General features: G+C 74.2%; 20 protein-coding genes, 1 tRNA gene, 1 pseudogene and 1 riboswitch. Of the genes and pseudogenes, 13 read left to right on the top strand and 9 right to left on the bottom strand.

All coding sequences use genetic code 11. The features are described from left to right. Positions 1-18 precede the first annotated feature (18 nt). Positions 19-585, bottom strand: coding sequence for an SHOCT domain-containing protein (locus tag IEY37_RS03465; RefSeq protein WP_188940030.1), 567 nt, complete (start codon positions 583-585; stop codon positions 19-21). A 55-nt stretch (positions 586-640) separates the two neighbouring features. After that, a complete protein-coding gene (locus IEY37_RS03460) occupies positions 641-1,510 on the bottom strand; it encodes a DMT family protein (RefSeq protein WP_188940029.1) in 870 nt (289 codons plus the stop codon). Positions 1,511-1,615: 105 nt separating this feature from the next. On the opposite strand from IEY37_RS03460, the gene IEY37_RS03455 reads away from it, so the two are divergent. Next, the gene (locus tag IEY37_RS03455) at positions 1,616-2,332 is read left to right on the top strand and encodes a dienelactone hydrolase family protein (protein WP_188940210.1); all 717 of its coding nucleotides are present in this window, start codon (positions 1,616-1,618) and stop codon (positions 2,330-2,332) included. A 216-nt stretch (positions 2,333-2,548) separates the two neighbouring features. Continuing rightward, entirely contained in the window at positions 2,549-7,264 is a 4,716-nt protein-coding gene (locus tag IEY37_RS03450) for a DUF3418 domain-containing protein (protein ID WP_229673720.1), read from the top strand. Positions 7,265-7,361: 97 nt separating this feature from the next. Here IEY37_RS03450 and IEY37_RS03445 read toward each other — a convergent pair whose 3' ends face one another. Further along, positions 7,362-7,760: an antitoxin gene (locus tag IEY37_RS03445; RefSeq protein ID WP_188940027.1), complete on the bottom strand. Its 399-nt coding sequence runs from the start codon at positions 7,758-7,760 to the stop codon at positions 7,362-7,364. 255 nt (positions 7,761-8,015) lie between these two features. Between IEY37_RS03445 and nicT the strand changes: the two genes are divergently transcribed. Further along, positions 8,016-9,110: a Nickel transporter NicT gene (nicT, locus tag IEY37_RS03440; protein ID WP_188940026.1), complete on the top strand. Its 1,095-nt coding sequence runs from the start codon at positions 8,016-8,018 to the stop codon at positions 9,108-9,110. A gap of 169 nt (positions 9,111-9,279) precedes the next feature. Beyond that, a complete protein-coding gene (locus tag IEY37_RS03435; RefSeq protein ID WP_188940025.1) occupies positions 9,280-9,792 on the top strand; it encodes a hypothetical protein in 513 nt (170 codons plus the stop codon). Between the two features lie 134 nt (positions 9,793-9,926). Here the strand turns inward: IEY37_RS03435 and IEY37_RS03430 are convergent, their stop codons facing one another. After that, a complete protein-coding gene (locus IEY37_RS03430; RefSeq protein ID WP_188940024.1) occupies positions 9,927-10,247 on the bottom strand; it encodes a hypothetical protein in 321 nt (106 codons plus the stop codon). Positions 10,248-10,257: 10 nt separating this feature from the next. On the opposite strand from IEY37_RS03430, the gene IEY37_RS03425 reads away from it, so the two are divergent. The 3 genes from IEY37_RS03425 (at position 10,258) to IEY37_RS03415 (ending at position 14,291) form a co-directional block, all read left to right on the top strand. After that, complete coding sequence (locus tag IEY37_RS03425) at positions 10,258-11,376, top strand: L,D-transpeptidase (RefSeq protein ID WP_188940023.1); 1,119 nt, start codon at positions 10,258-10,260, stop codon at positions 11,374-11,376. 58 nt (positions 11,377-11,434) lie between these two features. After that, complete coding sequence (locus tag IEY37_RS03420; protein ID WP_188940022.1) at positions 11,435-13,117, top strand: ABC-F family ATP-binding cassette domain-containing protein; 1,683 nt, start codon at positions 11,435-11,437, stop codon at positions 13,115-13,117. 67 nt (positions 13,118-13,184) lie between these two features. Continuing rightward, complete coding sequence (locus IEY37_RS03415) at positions 13,185-14,291, top strand: CopD family protein (protein ID WP_229673719.1); 1,107 nt, start codon at positions 13,185-13,187, stop codon at positions 14,289-14,291. 97 nt (positions 14,292-14,388) lie between these two features. Here IEY37_RS03415 and IEY37_RS03410 read toward each other — a convergent pair whose 3' ends face one another. Together IEY37_RS03410 and IEY37_RS03405 are read right to left on the bottom strand one after the other, a co-directional pair. Next, positions 14,389-15,768, bottom strand: a complete 1,380-nt coding sequence (locus tag IEY37_RS03410; protein WP_188940021.1) for a hypothetical protein — start codon at positions 15,766-15,768, stop codon at positions 14,389-14,391. A 189-nt stretch (positions 15,769-15,957) separates the two neighbouring features. After that, positions 15,958-16,947, bottom strand: a complete 990-nt coding sequence (locus IEY37_RS03405) for a prephenate dehydrogenase (RefSeq protein ID WP_188940020.1) — start codon at positions 16,945-16,947, stop codon at positions 15,958-15,960. A 153-nt stretch (positions 16,948-17,100) separates the two neighbouring features. Here IEY37_RS03405 and IEY37_RS03400 point away from each other — a divergent pair, with 153 nt between their 5' ends. From IEY37_RS03400 to IEY37_RS03385, 4 genes are all read left to right on the top strand, one after another. Further along, positions 17,101-17,601: a tRNA adenosine deaminase-associated protein gene (locus tag IEY37_RS03400; protein ID WP_188940019.1), complete on the top strand. Its 501-nt coding sequence runs from the start codon at positions 17,101-17,103 to the stop codon at positions 17,599-17,601. Continuing rightward, positions 17,598-18,068 carry a nucleoside deaminase gene (locus IEY37_RS03395; RefSeq protein ID WP_188940208.1) on the top strand — a complete coding sequence of 157 codons (471 nt, stop codon included), beginning with the start codon at positions 17,598-17,600 and terminating at the stop codon, positions 18,066-18,068. Before IEY37_RS03400 ends, IEY37_RS03395 begins: the two co-directional genes overlap by 4 nt. Positions 18,069-18,165: 97 nt before the next feature. Further along, positions 18,166-19,254 carry an LLM class flavin-dependent oxidoreductase gene (locus tag IEY37_RS03390; RefSeq protein WP_188940018.1) on the top strand — a complete coding sequence of 363 codons (1,089 nt, stop codon included), beginning with the start codon at positions 18,166-18,168 and terminating at the stop codon, positions 19,252-19,254. A gap of 68 nt (positions 19,255-19,322) precedes the next feature. Continuing rightward, a tRNA-Ser gene (locus IEY37_RS03385) sits at positions 19,323-19,409 on the top strand. A gap of 812 nt (positions 19,410-20,221) precedes the next feature. On the opposite strand, the gene IEY37_RS03380 is transcribed toward IEY37_RS03385, so the two are convergent. The 3 genes and pseudogenes from IEY37_RS03380 to IEY37_RS03370 all read right to left on the bottom strand — a co-directional run bounded on the left by IEY37_RS03380 (position 20,222) and on the right by IEY37_RS03370 (position 21,858). After that, the gene (locus IEY37_RS03380) at positions 20,222-20,413 is read right to left on the bottom strand and encodes a hypothetical protein (RefSeq protein WP_188940017.1); all 192 of its coding nucleotides are present in this window, start codon (positions 20,411-20,413) and stop codon (positions 20,222-20,224) included. A 176-nt stretch (positions 20,414-20,589) separates the two neighbouring features. After that, positions 20,590-20,957: pseudogene (locus tag IEY37_RS03375) on the bottom strand (tyrosine-type recombinase/integrase); the annotation flags it as partial. Positions 20,958-21,090: 133 nt separating this feature from the next. Then, entirely contained in the window at positions 21,091-21,858 is a 768-nt protein-coding gene (locus IEY37_RS03370) for a mechanosensitive ion channel domain-containing protein (protein ID WP_188940016.1), read from the bottom strand. Positions 21,859-22,309: 451 nt separating this feature from the next. Further along, positions 22,310-22,504, top strand: a riboswitch (cyclic di-AMP (ydaO/yuaA leader). A gap of 3 nt (positions 22,505-22,507) precedes the next feature. Here IEY37_RS03370 and IEY37_RS22640 point away from each other — a divergent pair. Both IEY37_RS22640 and IEY37_RS03360 read left to right on the top strand, forming a co-directional pair. After that, complete coding sequence (locus IEY37_RS22640) at positions 22,508-23,284, top strand: LysM peptidoglycan-binding domain-containing protein (RefSeq protein WP_188940015.1); 777 nt, start codon at positions 22,508-22,510, stop codon at positions 23,282-23,284. Positions 23,285-23,602: 318 nt separating this feature from the next. After that, the gene (locus IEY37_RS03360; protein WP_188940014.1) at positions 23,603-23,962 is read left to right on the top strand and encodes a hypothetical protein; all 360 of its coding nucleotides are present in this window, start codon (positions 23,603-23,605) and stop codon (positions 23,960-23,962) included. Positions 23,963-24,017 lie beyond the last annotated feature (55 nt).

The raw sequence follows: 24,017 nt of genomic DNA, 5'->3' as shown, positions 1-24,017 counted from the left end.
AGCGAGGGCGGTAAGGCGTCAGAGCTCGTCGACCAGCCGGCGCTTCTGCTTCTGGAACTCCTCCTCGGACAGCCGGCCGGAATCCCGCATCACCCGGAGCTCGGCCAGCACCTCCAACGGGTCCCGCCGCTCGACCGGCGCCGACCCGAACCGCACCTCCCGGACGGCCTCGGCGAACTGCTCCCCGGACAGGGCCAGCCCCCGGTCCACGGTGAGCGCGACGTCCGGGCCGGTGACCGTCACCGAGGTGCCGGTCCGCACCGAACCGCCGCTGGAGATCCGGTCGATCGAGGTCAGCTCGACCTCGGCCAACGGGCCGCCGACGTACTCGTGCCCGAAGAACAGCACCCGCCGGTCGGTCAGCACGAGCAGGCCCATGACCTTGCCGTACCGGCCCTCCATGAGCCGCAGGGCCGTCTCGTCGTCCGGCAGCTGGGTGGCCACCTCGCGCACCGTCGGATCGGACCGCGGGTCGCCGGCCATCCGGCCGGCCGCCATCGCGATGTCCGCCCGAATCCCTGCACGCAGCAGCCGCTCCTGCGGGCTCTGCCCCTTGAAGAGGCGTCCCAGATCGAACCAGGCCATGCCGTGCCGTCCTCGAGGGTGGGGCGTCCGCCGACGCCGTGGATGGATGGAACGCTCAGGCCCGCGCGGTCAGCGGGCGGTTGGCGCGCCGCTCTGTCGGGCCGGGCGGCGGCGACATCGACGCATAGTGCGCCAGCGCGATCGCGCCGACCACCGCCATCACGAAGCCGATGCCGCCGGCCACGGCGAAGCCGGGCCGGATGCGGTCGCCCAGCACCAGCAGGCCGACCAGCGACGGTGCCACCGTGTTGGTCGTGAACATCACCGCCGACACGGTCGTCGGGCTGCCCTTCTGCAACGCCATGGCGAAGACCACCGTGGCGGCCACCCCGTTGACCGCGATCGCCCAGGCGGCCGGGCTGCCGATCAGCCCCCCGAGGGAGTGGACGTGCAGCGTGCGGGCCGAGACGGCGACGGCGGCGAACCCCATGCCGGCGCCGAAGGCCAGCGTCGGGGCCGTCCACCAGCGGTCCGTCCGGCTCGCGCCGTAGGCGATCACCAGCCCGGGTGCCACCAGGCCCAACAGGAACCAGTGCCAGCCGGGCGGCAGTGGCCGGGCCGCGCCCGGCTCGGCGGAGATACCGACCAGCACCAGGCCGGCGGCGGCGACGCCCAGCGACGTCCAGCCCCACCGGTGCAGGTGACTGCCCAGCAGGACGGAGATCGTCGCGGTGACCCCGACCGAGAAGGCCATCACCGACTGCACGAGGAACAGCGGCAGGTGGTGCAGAGCCGCGGCCGCGCAGACGAACCCCGCGATGTCCACGAGGATCCCGCACCAGTACAGCGGCTGCCGGGCCACCCTGCCCAGCTCGTCGGTACCGCCGCCGAACGCGCCGGACCGGCGGACCCCGATGGACTCGAGCACCGAGCCGATCCCGGAGCCCAGCGCGCCGCACACGGCGAGCAGGTAGCCCAGGATCACCGGACCAGTGTTTCATCCCACCGGACCGCGCCGCCGGAACCGCCGTGGACGGGCGGCGCCCGACCGCGGGCCGGCCGGGCCCGGACGTACCCTCGGCGGGTGCCGATGATCACACTGCCCGGCGCGGGGCACTCCGCGTACCTGGCGACGCCGCCGGCCACCGCCGCACCGTGGCCGGCCGTCGTGGTGGTGCACGACCTGTTCGGGCTCGGCGACGACATGCGGTCGCAGGCCGACTGGCTGGCCGGTGCCGGCTACCTCGCGGTGGTGCCCGACCTGTTCGGGGGGCGGGCGCCGATCCGCTGCATGCAGGGCGCCTTCCGGCAGCTCGCCGCGCAGCGCGGGCCCATGTTCGAGGAGATCGACGCGGCGCGGCGCTGGGTCGCCGACCGGGACGACTGCACCGGCGCGGTGGGCATCATCGGCTTCTGCATGGGTGGCGGCTTCGCGCTGCTCATGGCGGGCCGCCCGGGGTGGGCGGTGGCTTCGGTGAACTACGGCCAGCTGCCCAAGAACCTCGAGGAGGTGCTCTCCGACCCGTGCCCGATCGTGGCGAGCTACGGCGGCCGCGACCGCAGCCTGCCCGGCGCCGCCGGCCGGCTGGGTCGGGTGCTCGAGCACCGGGACGGCGAGTTCGACGTCAAGGAGTACCCGCAGGCCGGGCACGGCTTCATGAACCGGCTGACCGCGGCGTCGCCGCTGACCCCGCTGCTCAAGGTGTTCGGGGTGTCCTACGACCCGGAGGCGACGGCGGACGCCCGGTCGCGGATCCTGGCCTTCTTCGCCGCCCAGCTGCACCCGGGAGGCGCGGCGGCACGCTGACCCGCCGGCCGGCCGCAGGGTGACGCGCCGCGGCCGGCTGGTCCGGTCCCGCGGCTCCGGGACAGGGTGACGCGAGGGTCCGGTGCGCGGCGCGCCGTCAGGGTGCCCGGTCGCCGCCGCGCCGCCGCTCACGGTCCGGGGTTCATCGATCCGCGGCGTCCGCGAGAACCGTGCTCCCACGGGACCCGGCCGGAGCCCGCCTATCCTGGAGACGTCATGACCGAGCACGCGGCGACAGCGCCACCGTCGCCGCCGGACGTCACGGCTCCGCCGGACGCCTCGGCTCCGTCGGACGTCACGGCTCCGTCGGACGCCACGGCTCCGCCGGACACCTCGGCTCCGTCGGACCGGCAGACCGTGCCGACGGTGCCGACGGGACCGACCGAGCTGACCGTGTCGGGCCGGGAGACCGTGCCGGCAGCGCCGCTCGAGCCGGCAGCGCCGGCGCAACCGGCCGACACCGCGGCGGCGTCCGCCCACGCCACCCGGACAGCGGACGCCACGCACCGCACACCGCCGTCCTCCCGCCCGGATCCCGCCGCCCTCGCGGACCGCATCGCGCTGCTCGGTCCGGCCGACCGCCGCCGGCTGGACGGCCGGCTCGCCAGGATCGGACGGCGCGGACCCGCCGACCGCCGCCGTGCGGCGCTGGCCGAGGTGGCCGCGGCGGTGGACCGGGCCGAGGCTCGGCTGCGGCGCCGCCGGGACTCCGTCCCGAGGATCACCTACCCCGCCGGGCTGCCGGTCGCCGAGCGCGTCGACGACCTCGCGGCCGCCATCCGGGACCACCAGGTCGTGGTGGTGGCGGGCGAGACCGGCTCGGGCAAGTCGACACAGCTGCCCAAGATCTGCCTGGCGCTGGGCCGCGGTGTCGGCGGGATGATCGGGCACACCCAGCCCCGGCGCATCGCCGCCCGGGCGCTGGCCGAGCGGATCGCCGAGGAGACCGGGACCTCGCTCGGTGGCCCGATCGGCTACACGGTGCGGTTCGGCGACCACACCGGGCCGGACACGCTGGTCAAGCTGATGACGGACGGCATCCTGCTGGCCGAGATCCACCGGGACCGGGACCTGCTGGCCTACGACACGATCATCGTCGACGAGGCCCACGAGCGGAGCCTGACGATCGACTTCCTGCTCGGCTACCTCACCGAGCTGCTGCCGCGCCGGCCGGACCTGAAGGTGCTCATCACCTCGGCGACGATCGACCCGCAGCGGTTCAGCCGCTTCTTCGCGGACGCCCCGGTGGTCGAGGTCTCCGGACGGACCTATCCGGTGGAGATCCGCTACCGGCCGTGGGGCGCCGACGTCGACGGCGACGAGGACGCGGACGGAACCGGGGACGACCTCGACACCGAGGACGACACCCCGACCAACGCCGGCGGCGCGGCGCCCGGCGGGCGGGACCACCGGCCGACCGGCGGCCGGCGCGACGCGACCGGTGGTGCCCGCGGCGGGCCCGAGGGCGCCCGGGACGCAGGTCGGCGAGGTGGCCGGGACACGGAGCCGCGCGGCGGCCGGGCCGGCGACGGGGTCGACCTCGACCAGACCGGGGCGATCCTCGCCGCCGTGGACGAGCTCTGCCGGGTCGGTCCCGGAGACATCCTGGTGTTCCTGTCCGGCGAGCGGGAGATCACCGACACCGCCGACGCCTTGCGCGGGCACCTGTCCGGCCGCGAGGCCGGGACCGAGATCCTTCCGCTGTACGGCCGGTTGTCGGCCGCGGACCAGCACCGGGTGTTCAGCGAGCACACCGGGCGGCGGATCGTGCTGTCCACCAACGTGGCGGAGACGTCGCTGACCGTTCCCGGGATCCGCTACGTCGTCGACCCCGGCACCGCCCGGATCTCCCGCTACTCGTCGCGCACCAAGGTGCAGCGGCTGCCGATCGAGAAGATCTCCCAGGCCTCCGCCGGGCAGCGCGCCGGCCGTTGCGGCCGGGTCGCCGAGGGCGTCTGCATCCGGCTGTACTCGGCGGAGGACTTCGCGGCGCGGCCCCGGTACACCGACCCGGAGATCCTTCGGACGTCGCTGGCGTCGGTCATCCTGCAGATGGCGTCGCTGGAGCTGGGCGACGTCGCGAGCTTCCCGTTCCTCGACCCGCCGGAGACGCGGCAGATCACCGACGGCGTCGCCGTGCTGAACGAGCTCGGCGCCCTGCAACCGGCCGGCGACCACGGCGGGGTGCGGCTGACCGACGTCGGGCGCCGGCTGGCGTCGTTGCCGGTCGACCCGCGCCTGGCCCGCATGATCGTCGAGGGGGAGCGGCGGGGCGTCCTGGACGAGCTGTTGGTGATCGCGTCGGCGCTGGGCATCCAGGACGTGCGGGAGTACCCGCTGGAGGACCGGGACAGGGCCGTCGCGGCGCACGCCCGGTTCGTCGACCCGTCCTCGGACTTCCTCGCGCACCTGCACCTGTGGCACTACCTGCGGGCGCAGGCGGCGCAGCGGTCGGGCAACTCGTTCCGCCGGATGTGCCGCGCCGAGTACCTGCACTACCTGCGCATCCGTGAGTGGCAGGACCTGCACGCGCAGCTGCGCCAGCTGGTCGACACCGGTGACGGGCGGCGTCGCGGTGGGCGCCGGCCCGGTCGCGGCGACGGGCGGGACCGGACGGCCGGCGACGGGCGGGCCGCGACGACGGCCGGCGAGGGAGACGCGACATCGGACGGGGACGGTGCGCCTCCCGGGACGCCGGACGCCCAGCGGGCGCAGGGCCGGTCGCCGTCCGGTGGCCGGGACCGCCGGCGGGCACGCGCCGACGGAGACGCCGCCGCCCACGCCACCCAGCAGGGCCGCGGGTCGCTGGCCACCGAACCGTTCGACACGGTGGCGGTGCACACCGCCGTCCTCTCCGGGCTGCTGTCGCACCTCGGCCGCAAGGTGACCCGCGACCGGCCCACGCCGCCGGGTGGCCGGCGCACCGCCCAGGGCCGCGACTACGACGGCGCCCGCGGCGCCTCGTTCGTGCTGTGGCCGGGGTCCGCCGTCGCCAAGTCGCCGCCCGACCTGGTGGTCGCGGCGGAGCTGGTGGAGACGGCCCGGCTCTGGGGCCGGACGGTGGCCGCGGTCGACCCGCGGTGGGTGGAGGACGCGGGTGCGGCGCTGGTCAAGCGCAGCCATTCGGAGCCGCGGTGGGACGCCCGGCGGGCGTCGGTGGTGGCGACCGAGCGGGTGACGCTGTTCGGCGTGACGGTGGTACCGGCCCGCACGGTGCAGTTCGACCGCATCGACCCGGTGCTCTCGCGCGAGCTGTTCCTGCGGCACGCCCTGGTCGAGCGGGACTGGGAGACGCGGCACGCCTTCTTCTCGGCGAACGAGCGGGCGATGCGGGAGGTCAGCGAGCGCGAGGACCGCATCCGCCGCCGGAACCTCCTGCTCGACGACGAGGCGTTGTACCAGCTCTACGACGAGCGGATCCCCGCCGAGGTCACGTCGGGCCGGCACTTCGACGCCTGGTGGCGCCGGGAGTCCCGTCGCCAGCCCGATCTGCTCACCTTCACGCCCGAGATGCTGCTCGCCGCGGGCGCCGACGACGTCGACCTGGCCGCCTTCCCGGACCGGATGACCTCCGGTGGCCTGGAGCTGGACCTGGACTACGTGTTCGATCCCGGCCGGGCCGACGACGGCGTCGCCACCACGGTGCCGCTGGCCGCCCTGGCCCAGGTCGACCCGCAGCAGGTGGACACCGTCGTCCCGGGAGCCCGGCAGGACCTGGCGGTGGCGCTGATCCGGTCGCTGCCCAAGCACCTGCGGCGCAACTTCGTGCCGGCGCCGGACGTCGCGGCGCAGGCGCTGCGGCTGATGCCGCCGTCCGGGCCGGTGGCGCCGGCGCTGGCCGACGCGCTGCGCCGGCTGACCGGGGTCGTCGTGCGCCCGGAGGACTTCGAGGCCGACAAGGTGCCCGACCACCTGCGGATGACCTACCGCATCGTCGACGACGACGGGCGCCAGGTGGCGACCGGCAAGGACCTGGCGGCGCTGCGGCGGACGCTGCAGCAGCAGACCCGCGGCGCCGTCGCCGAGCTGGGCGCCGAGCTGGAGCGCACCGGGTTGACCGCGTTTCCCGCCGACGGGCTGCCCCGGCAGGTGACCGAGCGGGCCGCGGGCCAGACGGTCAGCGTCTACCCGGCCCTGGTCGACGAGGGCAGCACGGTCGGCGTCCGGGTCTTCCCGACGGCGGTCGAGCAGCGGCGGGCGATGCGGGCCGGCACCCGGCGGCTGCTGGTGCTGGGCGCCCGGCCGCCGGTGTCGCACGTCCGCAACGGCTTGGACCGCGCCCAGCTGCTGACGATCAGTGTCAGCCCGTACGGCAGCCTCACCGACCTGGTGGCCGACGCCACGGAGGCCGCCGTCGACGCGCTGCTGGACTGGGCCGGCGGGCCGCAGTGGACCGCGGACGGGTACCGGGCGCTGGCCGCCCGCATCGAGCCGCAGCTGCCCCGGGCGGTGCTGGACATCCTGCTGGCGGTCGACCCGGTGCTGCGGGCGGCGCACGAGGTCGGATCCGCCCTCGACGACCTGTCCCGGGCCCCGGCGGCCGCCGCCTGGCGCACCCCGCTGGCCGACATGCGCGACCAGCTGACCGGCCTGATGGCGCCCGGCTTCATCACCCGGACCACCGCCGGCCGGCTGCCGGAGCTCACCCGGCGGCTGCAGGCGCTGGGCATCCGCACCCGCCGCCTCCGCGAGAACCCGCAGCGCGACCTGCTGCGCACCCACGAGGTGCAGGCGCTGCAGCGCAGCCTGGCCGAGGCCGTCCGCGCGCTGCCCCCGGACCGCGACGCCGACCGCGCGGTCGACGAGGCCCGGCGGCTCGTCGACGAGTACCGGATCGCGCTGTTCGCGCAGCCGATGAAGCCGGCGGTCACCGTCTCGGCGGACCGCATCGAGACCGCGGTGCGCCGGCTGCGCGAGCTCGCGCGGGACTGACCCGGGTCACCGGGCACGACCCGGTCGACCGTCCCGTGCGCTCCGGTGCGTCAACGCCGCCGGCCGGACGGTCGAGGGCTGCGCCGGGTGGGCAGCCTCAGCCGGCGGACGGGCCGGACGGACGGGTGACCGGCGGCAGGTCCTCGCCCTCCACCAGCGGCGTCGTGCTCGGCGCGGGCGTGGACGGCACCGGGGGAACCGGCGGGACGCCCGGAGCGTCCGCGGACACCGGAACGCTGGGCGCCGCCGGATCGCCGGGCGTCGACGGGGTGGCGGGTGTGGCGGGCGCCGCGGGATCGGCCGGCGCGCCGTGCGTCCGGCCGTCGGCGATGCGGTCGACGAGCCCGGACAGCTTCTGCTCGACCGGGTCGACCCGGTCGTGACCGACCCGGGACCCGACCAGCCCGCCGACCTTCTCGATGCCCTGCTTGACCTGGTCGGAGTGCTCGGCGATCAGGTCCTGTGCCTTGTTCTTCAGTTCCCCGAAGTCGACCACGTGCGCCTCTTCTCGATCGATCGCCACCGGCGCCCGGGCCGCGGCAGGTGCCGCGGGGCGCCGTCCGTCCGGCCACCGTAGCGGCCGCACCGCCGGACCGGCCACCGCACGCAGCGGCCGCGCCGCCGGGCCGGCCACCGCACGCAGCGGCCGCGGGCGACGCAGGACCGGCGGCTCACGGGGCGGGCGTGCGCTTCTGCGGGGCTACGGTGAGCGGGCCGCTGCGATCCGGGTCGGCGACGCAGGGAGGTCAGCGTGCAGGCAGAGCCGGCGGTCGAGCGGCCGCCCGGTCGGGGGGTCGACCTCCGCGGCGCCGTCCGCCCGCTGCTCGTCGTGCTCGCCCTGCACGTGGTCGGCTTCGGCGTCCTGTTCACCGTGGTGGTGCCGCGCCACTTCGCGGTGGGGGACCAGGTCTTCGGCGTCGGGCTCGCGCTCACCGCCTACGTGCTGGGTCTGCGGCACGCCTTCGACGCCGACCACATCGCCGCCATCGACAACACCACCCGCAAGCTCGTCGGCGACCGCCGCCCGGCCGCCGGGGTGGGGCTGTTCTTCTCGCTCGGCCACTCCGCGGTGGTGTTCGCCCTGACCGTGGTGCTGGCCGTCGCCGCGACGGCCGCGGCCACGCTGCTCTCGGACGGGACGCCGGCGAACCGGACGCTGGGCGTCGTCGGGACGTCGGTGTCCGGCCTGTTCCTGCTCACCCTGGCCGCGGTGAACCTGGCCGCCCTGCTCGGCATGGCCCGCGTGTGGCGGCGGCTGCGGCGCGGTGCACTCGACGAGCCGGCGCTCGAGCGGGCGCTGCAGAGCCGGGGACTGCTGGCCCGGGTGCTGCGGCCGGTGATGGCCCGCATCCGCCGACCCGGTCAGATGTTCGTCGTCGGGCTGCTGTTCGGGCTGGGGTTCGACACGGCCACCGAGGTGGCCCTGCTGGTCCTCGCCGGCACCGGCGCCACCACGGGGCTGCCCTGGTACGCGGTGCTCACCCTGCCGGTGGTCTTCGCCGCAGGGATGAGCCTCGCGGACACCCTCGACGGCGCGTTCATGCAGGCGGCGTACGGGTGGGCGGCGCACCGCCCGGTGCGCAAGATCTACTACAACCTGACGACCACCGGGCTGTCGGTGGCCGTGGCGCTGCTGGTCGGCGGCATCGAGCTGGTGTCGCTGCTGCACGAGCAGCTCGGCTGGCACGACCCGGTCACCGGCTGGATCGCCGGCCTGGACCTCGGGGCGGTCGGGTACCTCGTCGTCGGCCTGTTCGCCGTGGTGTTCGGCGCCTCGGCGGCCTACTGGCGGTGGGGCGGTGTCGAGCGGCGGGTGTCCGGCCGGCTCGGCAGCGACGGCGCCTGACGGACCCCCGTCGCCGCCCGCCACTCGGCTGCTTGCCGCCACTCGGTCGCTTCCCGCCACCCGGTCGCTGTCCGCCACTCGGTGGCCGGCCCGGGCGGTCACCCGCCCCGGCGGCGCGCCGTACCGGGCGGTCACGTCGGCAACACGGCCGAACCCGGACACTGGACCGGTGAGTCTCGCCCGCGCCGACCGCCGCCCCGCGGCGGCCACCCGTGCCGCCCGCGCGGCGCGATGGGTGCTGGTCGTCGCGGTGCTGGCCGGCATCGTGGTGCTGCACCTGCTCACCGACCACCACGGGGCCTCCGAGCTGTCCTCGCCGGTCCCCGCCGCAGCCGTCGCCGGCGGCGTCCACGACGTCGCGCACCCGGCCGCCACCGGCCGGGCCGGGCTCGCGCAGCACGGCACGGACCCGGCGCCGGCGGTGCAGTCGGCGGGGTGGATGCAGCCGGTGGGCGTCCCTGTCGCGTCGGCGGTCGTGCCGGCCGAACGGTCACCCGGCATCCCGCTGCACGACGGCGGCCTGGCCGACTGCGTGCTGGCGCTGGTGCTTGGCCTGGCGCTGGCGGCCGTGCTGGTGCGACGCAGCGAACGCGCACCCGCGGCGCCGGTCGCCCCGCGGGAGGGCCGCGCCCGGCCCGGCCCCGGCGACGTCCCCGTCACCCTCTGCGTACTGCGGACCTGACCGCATCCGGCGCCGACCCCTCGTCGGCGACCGCCGCCGGCCCGTGCCGGCCTGCCGTCCAGGTCCCCCTCCCGCATCCCCGCGGGCTCCGCTCAGAGGATCGCCATGCCCCCCTTCGCCACCCCGACCCCGCGTCACCGCCGTACCCGGTACCTGCTGCCCGCCGCCGTCCTGGCCGGCGCTCTCGTCGCGGCCTCCTGCACCGCCGCGCCCTCGGCGACCGCCCCGCCGGCCACCTCCGCCGCCGCGCCGAGCAGCGCCGGCAGCGCGAGTAGCGGCTCTGCCACCACCACGGGCTCCGCCGCTTCGCCGGCCGTCACCGTCCCGTCCGCAGCGCCGGCCACCGTGCCCGGCGGGTCCGCTCCCGCCGACGCGCCGTCCGGATCCAATGGCTCGGCCACCGCGACGACGGGGGCGCCGAGCGGCACCGTGGCCGCGCCGCTGCCGTCGTTCACCGGTCCCGCGGTGACTCCCACCACCCCGTCGCCGGCGCGGCCGGCCGCCCGGATCAGCACTGTGCCGGCCGCCGACGCCGACGGCGTGTCGCCGATCGCGCCGGTCGTCGTGCGCAGCAGCGGCGGGATCCTGACGGACGTCCGGGTCACCAACCCGGAGGGCCGGCGCGTCGACGGGTCGCTCTCGCGCGACCGCCGGACCTGGACCACCACCGAACCGCTCGGGTACGGGCGCCGGTACGCCGTCGCGGCGACCGCCACGGACCCGGCCGGCCGGACCACGTCCACCGACCTGGCCTTCACCACGCTGACCCCGGCCGACACCGTCTACCCGTCCTTCATGCCGAGCCCGGACATCAGGACGGTCGGCGTCGGCCAACCTCTCGTCGTCATCTACGACAAGGCCCCGGCCGACCGCGTCGCCGCCGAGAAGGCCCTGAAGGTGACCACCACCCCGGCGGTCGAGGGGCGGTGGTTCTGGTGGGACGACCGGACCCTGCACTACCGCCCGCGCGACTACTGGAAGCCGGGTACCCGGATCCAGGTCGACGCCGCGGTGTACGGGGTCGATCTCGGCGACGGCCTCTACGGCGAGACCGACCGCACCCTGCGGCTCACCGTCGGCCCGGCCAAGATCGCCAAGGTGGACGACGCCACCAAGCGGATGGAGGTGTTCGTCGACGGGCGGAAGGTCCGGACCATCCCGGTGTCGATGGGCATGAACCGGGAGATCACCGTGGGCGGCCGGGCCATCTCGTTCGTCACCCCGTCCGGCACCTACGTGGTGCAGGAGAAGTACCCGGTCAAGCGGATGAACTCGGCCTCGTACGGGCTGCCGACCAGCTACGACCTGGGCTACGACAAGGACATCCCGCTGGCCGTCCGCATCTCGAACGAGGGTGTCTTCGTCCACTCCGCGCCGTGGTCGGTGGCCGATCAGGGCGTCCGCAACGTCTCGCACGGCTGCATCAACATCGCTCCGGACGCGGCCCGCTGGTTCTACGACACGTTCAGCTGGGGCGACATCGTCACCGTCACCGGCACCAGCACCCGGCTCGCACCGACCGACGGCTTCGGCGACTGGAACATCCCGTGGCCGGAGTGGCGGAAGGGCTCGGCGCTGGCCTGAGCGGGCCGCGGCCGGCAACCGGCTTGACGGGCCCGCTCCGCTCGCGCAGCCTGCCCTCGTGGCGCACCTGGAGCTGTCGGGCATCTCGTACTCGCTGCCGGACGGCCGGCCGCTGCTGGCCGACGTCGGGTTCCGGTTGTCGGCCGGCACGGTGACCGCCTTGATCGGGCCGAACGGCACCGGCAAGACCACCCTGCTGCGCATCGTCACCGGCGAGGTCGACGCCGAGGACGGAGCGGTGACCCGCTCGGGCACCTGGGCCTGGATGCCGCAGTTCATCGGCGGCGTGCGCGACGGGTCCACGGTGCGCGACCTGCTGCTCTCGGTCAGCCCCGAGCCGGTGCGGCGGGCCGCCGCCGCGGTCGACGCGGCGGAGCTGGCGATGATGGAGACCGACGACGAGCCGACCGCCATGGCCTACGCGCACGCGCTGGCGGAGTGGGCCGACGCCGACGGGTACGACTGGGAGAACCGTTACGACAAGGCGTGCGTGGCGGCGCTGGGCATCCCGTACGACCGCGCCAAGTTCCGCGGCGTGGACACCCTGTCCGGGGGCGAGCAGAAGCGGGTCGTGCTCGAGCTCCTGCTCGACGGCCCCGCCGAGGTCCTGCTGCTGGACGAGCCGGACAACTACCTGGACGTGCCCGGCAAGGTCTGGCTGGAGAACCGGCTGGCCGGCACGGACAAGGCGGTGCTGCTCATCACCCACGACCGGGAACTGCTCGCCCGGGCGGCGACCCGGATCGTCACGCTGGAGCCCGGGGTGGCCGGCGCGGTGTCGTGGGTGCACGGCGGCCGGCTCGACTCGTACCGGCAGGCCAGGGACGACCGGAACTCGCGGCTGGAGGAGCTGGGCCGGCGCTGGGACGAGGAGCACGCCAAGCTCAAGGCCCTGGTGCAGATGTACAAGGTCAAGGCCGCCTACAACGACGGTCTCTCGTCCCGGTACCACGCCGCGCAGACCCGGCTCGCCAAGTTCGTCGAGGCCGGACCGCCCCAGGCGGTGCCGATCCGCCAGCGGGTGCTCATGCGGCTGTCCGGCGGCCGCACCGCCAAGCGGGCGGTGGTGTGCACGGGCCTGGAGCTCACCGGGCTGGTCCGACCGTTCGACCTGGAGATCTGGTACGGGCAACGGCTGGCCGTGCTCGGCGCCAACGGGTCGGGCAAGAGCCACTTCCTGCGGCTGCTGGCGCAGGGCGGCAGCGACCCGGACGTCGAGCACCGGCCGGTCGCCGGCGCCCCCGTCGAGCCGGTGCGGCACCGGGGCCGCGCGGTGCTGGGCTCGCGGGTGCGCCCCGGCTGGTTCCGGCAGACGCACAGCCGCCCGGAGCTGGCCGGCCGGACCCTGCTGGACATCCTGCACCGCGGCGACGAGCACCGTGCCGGGATGGGACGGGAGCAGGCTGCCCGCGCGCTGGACCGGTACGGGCTGGCCCGGGCGGGGGAGCAGACGTTCGACTCGCTCTCCGGCGGCCAGCAGGCCCGGCTGCAGATCCTGCTGCTCGAGCTGTCCGGCGCCACGCTGCTGCTGCTCGACGAGCCGACCGACAATCTGGACCTGGAGTCCGCCGAGTCGCTCGAGGACGCCCTGGCCGCGTTCGAGGGCACCGTGGTCGCGGTGACGCACGACCGCGCCTTCGCGCGCACCTTCGACTCGTTCCTGGTCTTCCACGCGGACGCCTCGGTCGCCGAGTCCGCCGTGCCGGTGTGGGACGTGCGGCGGGTCGACCGGGTCCGCTGACCGGCCGGGACCGGACCGAGGGGACCGGTCCGGCGGCTCCGGGCGGGCTGCGTGTCACCATGAACCGGTGACCTCCACGCCGGCCCGGCGGGCCGATCCCGCACCGACCGGCTCGCGTGCGCCGCGGACCCGCGGCATCCCGCGGCCGGTGGACGGCAGCCGCTTCGCCGGTCTGGTCCGCGGCTCGGGTGCCTTCGCCGCGCTGCTGGTCGCGGCGGCCGTGGTCGCCGCGCTGGTCGGGGCCGGACTGACGCAGGAGCCCGCCGTGCCCGGCATCCCGGGGCCCGGGGCGTGGGTGACCTACGGCATCCCACTGGTCCGCACCTTGCTGGACGTCGGCGCCGTCGCCACTGCCGGGCTCGCCCTGCTCAGCCTCTTCCTGGGGTTCGACCGGGCCGAGTTGTCGGAGCCGGTGATGAGCCGGGTGCGGCCGCTGGCCGTGTGGACCAGTGCCGTGTGGGGCCTGTCCGCACTGGCCGCCATCGTGCTGCTGACCGCCGAGTTCGGCCAGGCGCCCACCCCCGGCGCGGTGTGGACGTACATCGGCCAGATCGCCGCCGGCAAGGGTCTGCTGCTGTCGGCGGGCTGCGCCGCGCTGTCCCTGTGGCTCGCCCGGGTGTCGATCCGGCATGGCGAGCGGGTGCCCGCGGAGCTGCGGGTCGGTGTCGCGGTGTTCGGGTTGCTGCCGTTGCCGTTGACCGGTCACGCGTCGAACTGGAAGTACCACGACCTGTCGATGATGTCGATGGAGCTGCACGTCGCCGGCGCCAGCGTGTGGGCCGGTGGCCTGCTCGGGGTCATCGTCTTCCTGACCCGCCGGCCGGAGCTGCTGTCGCTGGCGCTGCCGAAGTTCTCACGCCTGGCGACCTGGTGCGTGTTCGTCGTCGGCGTCACCGGGGTGTTCAACGGCCTGCTGGAGCTGGCGCTGTCCCCGGTGACGCACCTGCCATGGTCGCTGGTGGACACCCGGTACGGGGTGCTGGTCGTCGCCAAGGCGGTCTGCATGGCGGCCGTCGCGGGCATCGCCCTGGTGGTGCGGACCCGCTTGATGCCGCGCATCGCCGAGGGCCGGCCGACCGCCATCGCCGTGTGGTGCGGCTGGGAACTCGTCGTGCTGACCGTCGCCTTCGGCGTGGCGGTGGTGCTCACCCGGACCGCCGTGACGCCCTTCTGAGGGCGCGGCCCCCACGTCCAGCCGCAGCTGGAGCCGGAGCTGATGCGGACCGCACCGGCAGCGGCGGCAGCGCCGGCAGCGGCGACGCCCGGTCCGGTCAGCGGCGGCCGGCCTTGACCCGCTCCCGCCGGCGCGCCGGCGTGGGACCGGGCCGCCCGGCCGGGCGCCCCGTCGGCGCCGGCCGTGCCCGGCCGCCCGAGGGAGCGACGGTGCCGTCCGGCCAGCCGCGCAGGACCTTGTCCGACCCGCGCAGCGGCTCGGACCCGTAGGTCACGGCGAGCGCCGGCGGCCGTGCGGTGTCGCGGCCGGCGCGGCGGGCCACCACGATCTCCACGACCGCCCAGCTGACGGCCAGGCCGGGCACCGCGATCCAGGCGGACCACCACGCCACCGGCGGGGTCCACAGGTAGGCGCCCGCCGCCCAGTCGGCCCGCCAGCCGGCGATGTCCTGGTGGCCCAGGTCGGTCGGGGTGCCGGTGACCACGGCCGACAGCAGCAGCGCCCCGTAGCCCACCGCACCGACCACGACGGCGCCGACGACGGCGCGGGCGACGGCGGGCAGGCGCGGCACCAGGAACACCAGGTCGACGGCGACACCGACCGGCAGCACCCACAGCGGCAGCGAGCTGGGCGGGAACGTGCTCACCACCAGCAGCGGCCAGATGATGCAGCGGTAGGCGACGTAGAGCGCGACGACCAGCGTGGCGGTCCAGCGGACGCCGACCAGCAGCCGCGCGGCGACCAGGACCGCGACGCAGACCACCAGCACCCACACCGGGTAGACCCAGGATGCGATCGGCATGGCGAAGTGCTGGATGGCGACGTCGTCCACGGGCCGGCCCAGCTGCGTGGCGGCGAAGGACAGCAGTGACGGCTCGGCGTAGGGCGCGCCGCGGAGCCACGAGCCGACCTCGAGGATGCCGTACTCCTGCTGGCCGGTCGGGAAGAAGAAGTCCTCGAACAGGAACGCGAACAGCAGCACCAGGCCCGCGGTCCACTGGTTCAGCCGGCCGAACCGTAGGTCCCGCGGATAGCTGCGGTACCAGTTCCGGATCACGCCGATGACCATGATCATCGTGCCGAGGTAGAGCATCAGGTGCGACGGCGACCACGCCGTCAGGTCCAGCCCGTTGATCCGGTGATTGATCACGTCGATCGGGCCGGCCACGACGAAGATGCCGGTGCCCCACTGCATGATCCGCAGCGACGTCCGCTCGGCGCCGTACCCGGTGAAGGTGTGCGCCAGCACCAGGCCGATCGCGATGCCGGTGCCCACGGTGTTCAGCAGGTGCGGCGGCGCGAAGTCGTCGCGCAGCCACTTGAAGTGCCAGGACACGTCCCAGGACGAGCCGAGCAGCTTGAAGGTCAGCGCGAGCAGCCACATCCGCTGCATGAAGACGGCCAGGCTGCGCGGGGTCGGGCGGCCCGGTGTGCCCCGCGTCCAGTACGTCCGCATGAAACCGGCGATGCGCTGCATGTGCCCTCTCCTCCGCCCCGTGACCCGGTCGGTGACGGCGCCGCCCCTCCTGGCGGAGCGGCGGCGGCACGACTCAGGGTAGGGCGTGCCGGGTGCCGGCGGGTGGGTTGTCCACCGGGGCGTCGCGCCGGTGTCGACCGCCGGAGGGCAGGTGCGCGAGGTCCGCAGGCCGGTGCGGGCGGCGGAGGGTCAGTCCTCGAGCGCGACGAACGCCCGGGCGACGACGCCGCCGTCGGCGTCACGGTCCACCGAGACCACGTGACCACCGGAGGAGCCGACGGCCAGCAGCTGCTCCACCATGTCCTCGCCGGACAGCTCGGCCGGTTCCAGGCCCGCCTCCCGCGAGTCGAAGTCGGCGCGGCCCTGGTGCCCGGCGGCGGTGATCCGCTGCAGCGACCCGGTGGACGCCAGCGACCCGCGGGCGACGCCCAGGATGCCCAGGGCGTCGTCCATCGCCGAGACGAGGGCCTCGCGGTTGCCCTCGCACATGGCGCGGATCAGGTCCGGCCGGGTGCCGGCGACCCGGGTCCCGTCGGCGAACGACGACGCGGCCAGGGCCAGGTCCAGCGGCCCGCCCTCCGCGCCGACCTGCGCCAGGGCCAGCGCCAGCAGGTGCGGCAGGTGCGACACCCGGGCCACCGAACGGTCGTGAGCCTCGGGTTCGGCCGGCACCACGCGGCTGCCCGCCTCGATCGCCAGCGTCGCGACCTCGGCCCACACATCCAGGTCGCTGTCCTCGGTGAGCGTGGTCACCCAGGCGGCGCCGCGGAACAGCTCGGCCGACCCGGCCTCCCAGCCCGAGGACGCGGTGCCGGCCATGGGGTGGCCGCCGATGAACCGGGTGCGCGGTGCCAGCCGCTCGGCCAGCTCCTGCACCGGCGCCTTGACGCTGCCGACGTCGGTGAGCCGGACCGTCGGCGCCATGGCGTTGACCCGCGCCAGCAGCTGCGGGAAGGCGGTCGTCGGGGCGGCCAGCACCACCAGCCCGTCCCGGTCCGCCGCGGTGGACAGCAGGCCGTCGAGCGAGTCGGCCACGGCGACGCCGTCGCGCGCCGCAGCGGCTCTGGTCTCCTCGCTCGGGGACCAGCCGGTGACCGCCCGGTGGCCGGTGGCGGCCCGCACCAGCGAGCCGCCGATCAGTCCGAGGCCGACGACGAACAACGGAGTGGCTTCGCTCACCGGGTCATTCTGCGGCCAGACGGGCGCCGGGGGAGCAGCGGGGGGAATGTCCGGCTCGGCGAGTCGTCGGGAGCGCCACCGTGCGGCCGAGCCGGCGTCCACCGGCCACCCGCCCCGTAGCCCGCGCGGGCCAACCTGCGTAACGTCTTCCCGGTGACCTCAGGTGCGCAGGACTCGGCTGCTGGTACGGGATTCGGCGCCGCTGTCGTGCGCGAGGACGGCACCTGGAGGTGCTCGTTGCTCGCCGACGAGGTGCTCGACGACCTGGACGGCGTCGTGACCGCGCTGCGCCGCGTCGCCTCGACCGGCGCGGTCTTCGGCATGCTCGTCGTGGACGACGAGTTCTTCGTCCTGGTCCGGCCGGTCCCCGGCGGCGCGTCGCTGCTGCTCTCCGACGCCACCGCCGCGCTGGACTACGACCTCGCGGCCGACGTGCTGGACGCCCTGCACGTCGCCGTCCCCGAGGAGGACGAGATCGACGACGAGCCGTGGCCGGAGGGCGACCTGGCGCTGCTCGCCGACCTCGGCGTGCCGGAGCAGGAGATGCAGCTCATCGTCGCCGACGACGAGCTCTACCCGGACGAGCAGCTGGCGCTGATCGCGCAGCGCTGCGGGTTCGCCGACCAGTTCTCGGCCCTGCTGGAGAAGGTCTGACCGGCTGGCCGGCCCGGCCGCGCGACGAGGCCCTGGTGCGCGCCGCGCTCGCGGCCGCCCGGTCTGACGCTGCGAGCGACGACGTCCCGATCGGTGCGGTCGTCGCCGGTCCCGACGGCTCGGTGCTGGCCACCGCGGCCAACGCCCGTGAGCGGCTGGGCGACCCCACCGCGCACGCCGAGATCCTGGCGCTGCGCGAGGCGGCGGCCCGGTCCGGCTCGCCAAACCTCTCGGGCTGCGTGCTGGCGGTGACGGTGGAGCCGTGCACGATGTGCGCCGGCGCCCTGGTGCTGGCCAGGATCGAGCGGGTCGTCTTCGGCTGCTGGGAGCCCAAGACCGGCGCGGCCGGGTCGCTGTGGGACGTGCTGCGCGACCGGCGGCTGACCCACCGGGTCCAGGTCACCGGCGGGGTGCTGGCCCAGGAGTGCGCGGCCGTGCTCGTCGACTTCTTCGCGGCCCGCCGCTGACCCTGTCGCTGACCCTGGCACAGGCCTGACGCACGCCGTGCGGGTCGGGGACCGGGTCGCCCGGAACAGCCCGCTCGCGCCGGACGTTCGCCGGGACATGGAACTCGGCATCTACACCTTTGGCGACATCCATCCCGACCCGGTGACCGGCGCCCGGGTGTCCCCGGCGCAGCGGCTCGCCGACGTGCTGGAACGGATCCGGCTGGCCGAGGCCGTGGGTCTGGACCACTTCGGCATCGGCGAGCACCACCGGCGCGACTACTCGATCTCCGCGCCGGCCACAGTGCTGGCGGCGGCCGCCGCCCAGACCGAGCGGATCCGCCTGGGCAGCGCGGTCACCGTGCTGTCCACCGAGGACCCGGTGCGGGTGTACCAGCAGTTCGCCACCATCGACCTGCTCTCCCGCGGCCGGGTCGAGCTGATGGCCGGTCGGGGCTCGTTCATCGAGTCCTACCCGTTGTTCGGCGCGGAGCTGTCGGACTACGACGACCTGTACGACGAGAAGGTGCAGCTGCTGCTGCAGATCGACGACGGCAACCCGGTCACCTGGTCCGGCCGCTTCCGGCCGCCGCTGCAGGACGCGGAGATCCTGCCCCGTCCCTACGACAAGCCGGGGCTGGGCGAACACCTGGACATCTGGGTGGCGACCGGCGGCAACCCCGAGTCCTCGATCCGTGCCGGCCTGCTGGGCCTGCCGGTCAACTACGCGATCATCGGCGGCCAGCCGGCCCGGTTCGCGCCGCTGGTGGACCTGTACCGGCGGGCGGCCGAGCAGAGCAACCGGCCGCGGCCCAGGACCGGCGTCGCGGTCTCCACCATGGGCTTCGTCGCGGACCGCGGGGCGGCCGACTTCTGGTTTCCGTACTGGCTGGAGTCGCTGCGGACCATCGCCCGCGAGCGCGGCTTCACGCCGCCGGACCGCCGGTCGTTCGACGCCCAGGCGGCTCCGGGCGGGGCCTACTTCGTCGGCAACCCGGAGCAGGTGGCCGAGCGGATCGTCGCCCTGCACCGGGTTCTCGGGCACCAGCGGCAGATCTTCCAGACCGACCTGTCCAGCGTCCCGCAGCGGGAGTCGCTGCGGACCATCGAGCTGCTGGGCACCGAGGTCGCCCCGCTGGTCCGCCGGGAACTCGGGACGGACGCGGCGCCGGCCCTCGACACGCCCGCCGAGGTGTCCGGCGGCTGACGCCGGCGGCACCCGGGATGCCCGTCGGCCGGTCGGGGCAGGGCACCGGTTCGGGTAGAGTCCTCGCCGGTAGCGTGTCCGAGCGGCCTAAGGAGCACGCCTCGAAAGCGTGTGAGCGTGAAAGCGTTCCGTGGGTTCAAATCCCACCGCTACCGCCGTGCAGCTGCGCAAACGCCGGGAGCCCTCGCGAGGGGGCCCCGGCGTTCGTCATCCCAGGCTTAGTTGCAGTCTCGGTTCAAGCTCTGCGAGCAACCGGATGCAGGCTTCACCAGTGCCGCAGCACGTCCAGTCGCTCGAGAAGCGACGGATGACCGAGCGGTGGCGGCGCTACGGTCCAACCCAGCTCTTGGAGGCTTCTCGCGGCCTCGGACGGCAGGTCACGGACGGGCCGATCCGAGCTGACGTCGACGCCACTGTTCGCGACCTCGTTGCAGCGCGGCCTCCCAGCCGGGGTTGCTGTCGACGCCGCAGTTCGTGATCAAGAACTGGAGGACATCCTCGAGGCACGGTCGGAAGCGCTCGCCGCCGACGGGAAGATGGAGACTCGAGATGTCGTGCGGCCGGGGAACTTTTTGAGGATCATGTTCGTGAGCTCGCGCGAGCAGGTGCGAGGGGGCGCCGCGCTCGGCGTGAACCTGCCAGTGCGCGATCGGAGTGACCCTCATGTCCGCTCGGTACTCGTACCGGAAGAGCGGCCGTCTATCGAGCACCGAGTGGACGATGACGTCGCTTCTCACCGTCTTGAGGTGTCGCCGAGTCCGGTCATGGTCCAAGAACATGGTCACGCCGAGATCAGCCAGGTGATCCCCTCGGACGTGCAGAGCCACTCGGCCACCACGAGGCGCCACGATGTACCGGTGGTCGGGATCCGACCGGGTCGACTCGACAGTGCATCGATCAGGCAGCGTGTCGTTCAGGAGCCCTTGAAGTTCAGCTGCAAAGGCAACGGCACGATCTTCAGGAGTGGTCAGACCAACTCCTCGCCGAGGAGAAACGAGATCTGCTCCAGCTCCTCCCGAGCATCCCACTCGTCACTCGAGATGGGACGGAGATCGTTCAGCCTGCTGACGTCGTCGTTCTCGATGCCAAGCTCGGCGAGGACCTGCTTGCGACGTTGCAACAGCTCCTCCCGCGTGACCGTCCTGACTGGAGTGCCCACTGAACTTCCCTTCCGTCGGGTTTCCAGCAGAGCAGAGACCACCGACAGTCTGCCTCGCCGGCGTTTCCGACGGGATCGGGTCGTCGACGACACACGCTCAGCCGCGCTGTCGAGCACTGCTCATGAGTTGTTAGCCCAGATCAGGCGGCCGCCCCGTCCATCAATGTCCTGTTGGAGCGGATGTGCACCGTCACATGCTGGTACCTCGCCGCCATCGCGCTGTGCGACCACCCCATGATCCCCATGACCGCCCGCTCAGGCACGCCCAGGACCAGCAGCACCGTCGCGGCGGTGTGGCCGGCGTCGTGGAGGCGAGCGTCGCGAACGCCGGCGGCGTTCAGGAGGCGCTTCCACTCGGTGTAGTCGGTGCGCGGGTTGATCGGGGCGCCGATGGGCGTGGCGAACAGCCAGTCCCCGTCCGTCCAGAGCTGGGCGGCGACCTGGCGCTCGCGGTCCTGCGCCTCGCGGTGCTGTCGCAGCAGCGCTACCAACTGGTCCGGAGACCGACCGGGCGGCGGCCGGCGCGGGACCGGGTCTCCGCCGTCTGGCCGCTCGATGACCCTGCGGGTACTGGCCGCACTATCTCCGGCCGCGGATGCCGATGCAGTCGAGCCGCAACCGCGCCCGCAGTCGTGCACGGCCGACGACCAGCGTGCCGAGAGGTCGAACCTCGCCGGTCACCGCCCGGTCGGGCGGACCCCGCCGGGATTCGCGTCGGCGCCTGTCGAGGGCGAGAACGGCTGCGCAGCAGCGACTGTCGCCGCGACGTCGGCGGGCGCAGGGTCCTCGTCCGCGGTGGCGCCCCCGGGCGGGCCGATCGCGGCGGCGAGCAGCCCGGCGTTCGGCATCCGCACCTCGCCGCGATCCGTGGTGATCGTCGTGTACATCAACCCGGACACGGTCACCACGCCTTCGAACGGGCCACCCATCGCGCCGGTGTGCACGGTGATCCGCTGGCCGGGGACGTACGGCCGGGAGAAGAGCAGCACCAGCCCGGCGAAGAAGTTGCCCAGGGTCTGCTGCGCGGCGATGCCGATGACCACACCGGTCACCGCCCCGCCGACCAAGAGGTTGCCGACGTCGACCCGCAGCAGGGCGAGCACGCCGAAGGCCACGGTGAGGTACCCGACGATCAGGCAGACGAGCCGGATCGCCGAGCCGGCCGCGATCCCGGCCCGGTCCCGGCTGGCCTCGTCGAGCTCCCGGGCCAGCAGCCGCACGGCCAGCACCGCCGACACCAGGAAGACCGCGGTGATCCCGACGACGATCAGGATGGCCCACCCGGTCGCGACGGTGAACCGCCAGCCGAACAGGCTCATGCCGACCTCGGCGGTGGTCCCGGCCAGGCCGCCGAGTTGCTCGCCCACCACGAAGGCCGCGACGGCCACCACTGCCGCGGGTAGCGCCCGCCGGAGGTTGGGTTTGAGTCGGAGCGGTCCGTTCATGCCTGCCATGCTGACCGAGCGCCGCGGACGGCGACAAACCGCTCGGCCGGTCCCACCGGGACGGGGTGACGAGGGTCATCGCCCGCGGGCAACGGCCGCGGTCGGCCCGCTGTGCGGACGGTGCTCCCGGACCGCGACCGGTGCGGGACCAGTCGCTGAACTCCAATTCGACCCGGCGCGGGTAGCCGGCGCGGACAGGTACTCCGAACGGGTGGAAAACGCAACGAATTTGCTTGAGTGTTGCATGTGTTGACGCGCTGTAGCACACGCCGTCCGATCAGCACAAATGGACCGAGATCGGCCGGTGACCGGCTCGTTATCTCCCCGTTATGTCCGAATCGCCCGACTCGCACTCTCCCGACTCATCCGTAGCGTTTCTGGGGCCGGCACCGTCGTGCCGGTCGGCCCACACGACCCGACCCATCTGCCGAACGCTGCCCGCGGGGTCGGGTGTCACCAGCTACCGAGAGAGAAGGCTAGGGCAGCGGCGGAGGACCCGATCATCGCGGGGCCGCGGACGCGAGAGCGTCGCGGCTTCTTGGGGTGCAGCCGACTCGATCGGCCGGGCGACCACCCCCGCACATCCGACAGGACGTGCGCGCCCGAACCCGACAGCTCACTTCGCAGGCAAGCTCTGGGGACAGAATTCATGTCACGTTACAAGGGACGTCACCGCAAGACCTCCGCCGCGCGCACCATCGTGCTGCGCACCGTCGCGGCGGGTGTCGTCGTCGGGACCCCGACGCTGGCCCTGGCCGGCACCGCCTCCGCCGCGGACGACTCCACCTGGGACTCGGTCGCCCAGTGCGAGTCCTCCAACGACTGGAGCATCAACACCGGCAACGGCTACTACGGCGGCCTGCAGTTCTCGCAGTCGACGTGGGAGGCCTACGGCGGCACGCAGTACGCCCCGCGCGCGGACCTGGCCACCAAGGACCAGCAGATCGCCATCGCGGAGAAGACCCTGGCCGGCCAGGGTTGGGGGGCCTGGGCGTGCGCGTCGATCGTCGGCGCCAGCGGCAGCCCGGAGGAGCGCAGCGTCTCGAGCGACTCCGGCTCGGACGAGAGCAGCTCGGACCAGAGCAGCTCGGACGACTCCGACAGCTACAGCTCGGACGAGGCCACCTCCGACGACTCCAGCAGCTCGGACGAGTCGGACAGCTCCACCTCGGACGAGGCGACCGTGGACGACTCGAGCAGCTCGGACGAGGCCGACACCACGTCGACCGAGGACAGCAGCTCCGACGAGGCCACCACGAGCTCGTCGTCGGCCGGTGAGTACACCGTCAAGAGCGGCGACACGCTGTTCAAGATCGCCAACGCGCACGGTGTCGCCGGTGGCTGGCAGGCGCTGTACAACGCCAACCGCGACATCATCTCCGACCCGGATCTGATCTACCCGGGCCAGCAGATCAGCCTCGGCTGATCGTCGGGCCGCAGCGCGGCCCCTGCCACACCACCGGATGCCCGGCGACCCCACGGTCGCCGGGCATCCGGCTTTTCCGGGTGTCCCCGCGCCGTCGCGACCCGCACCGCCGCCCGCGCAGCGGAGTGAGGTACATCTCACCGTTGTCACTGTGTGTTCGCGCCGGTATCCTGGGACAAAACATGTCGCGGGTGGCGCGCAGCGCAGTCGCCGTTCATCGGGGTCCGAACGAATCCGGCCGGGATCGCGGCCGGACCGCCCGTGTGCCCCGCCGCCGGCCGTCTCGCCGCCCGATCCGCTCATCACGGGACGGGGCCCATGAGCATTCTCGACGCATCGGTACGCGCGGTCATCCAGTGGACGGACTCCGCGCAGATGGACTGGCCGGAGTTCTCCGGTGCCGACGGCCTGAACACCAGGGACGACGGCGCGGTGTTCGTCCTGGACGCGACGGGCGTCCAGCTGGGGTACCGGCCGTTGATCTCGCCCGGCACGCTCGGCGCGGACCTGACCCTGCAGACCATGGGCTGGCGCCGCAGCGGCGAGTGGCGGGCGGACGTGTTCGGCCGCCTGGTGGCGGCGTTGGAGCCGGTGGCCCGGGTGGTCCCGGCGCTGCCGATGGTGCCGCCGCAGAGCCAGCGGCGCAGCTGGTCGGAGCCCGCTTCCGTCCCGGCCTGACCGGTCGGGACCCCTCGGCTCCGTCGGCCCGGCCGTCTCGGCCCGACCCCTCGGC

This window comes from Nakamurella endophytica (assembly GCF_014646215.1).
In the GTDB taxonomy this organism is placed as follows: Bacteria; Actinomycetota; Actinomycetes; order Mycobacteriales; family Nakamurellaceae; genus Nakamurella; species Nakamurella endophytica.
The sequence above is the reverse complement of the archived record's forward strand: the minus strand, read 5'-3'. Positions and strand labels throughout refer to the sequence as shown.

Excerpts from the sequence above, each read along its gene's own strand:
- IEY37_RS03465 (WP_188940030.1), bottom strand. The coding sequence starts at position 585 with ATGGCCTGGTTCGATCTGGGACGCCTCTTCAAGGGGCAGAGCCCGCAG.
- IEY37_RS03455 (WP_188940210.1), top strand. The coding sequence starts at position 1,616 with ATGATCACACTGCCCGGCGCGGGGCACTCCGCGTACCTGGCGACGCCG.
- IEY37_RS22640 (WP_188940015.1), top strand. The coding sequence starts at position 22,508 with ATGTCACGTTACAAGGGACGTCACCGCAAGACCTCCGCCGCGCGCACC.
- IEY37_RS03410 (WP_188940021.1), bottom strand. The coding sequence starts at position 15,768 with ATGCAGCGCATCGCCGGTTTCATGCGGACGTACTGGACGCGGGGCACA.
- IEY37_RS03360 (WP_188940014.1), top strand. The coding sequence starts at position 23,603 with ATGAGCATTCTCGACGCATCGGTACGCGCGGTCATCCAGTGGACGGAC.
- IEY37_RS03370 (WP_188940016.1), bottom strand. The coding sequence starts at position 21,858 with ATGAACGGACCGCTCCGACTCAAACCCAACCTCCGGCGGGCGCTACCC.
- IEY37_RS03450 (WP_229673720.1), top strand. The coding sequence starts at position 2,549 with ATGACCGAGCACGCGGCGACAGCGCCACCGTCGCCGCCGGACGTCACG.
- IEY37_RS03390 (WP_188940018.1), top strand. The coding sequence starts at position 18,166 with ATGGAACTCGGCATCTACACCTTTGGCGACATCCATCCCGACCCGGTG.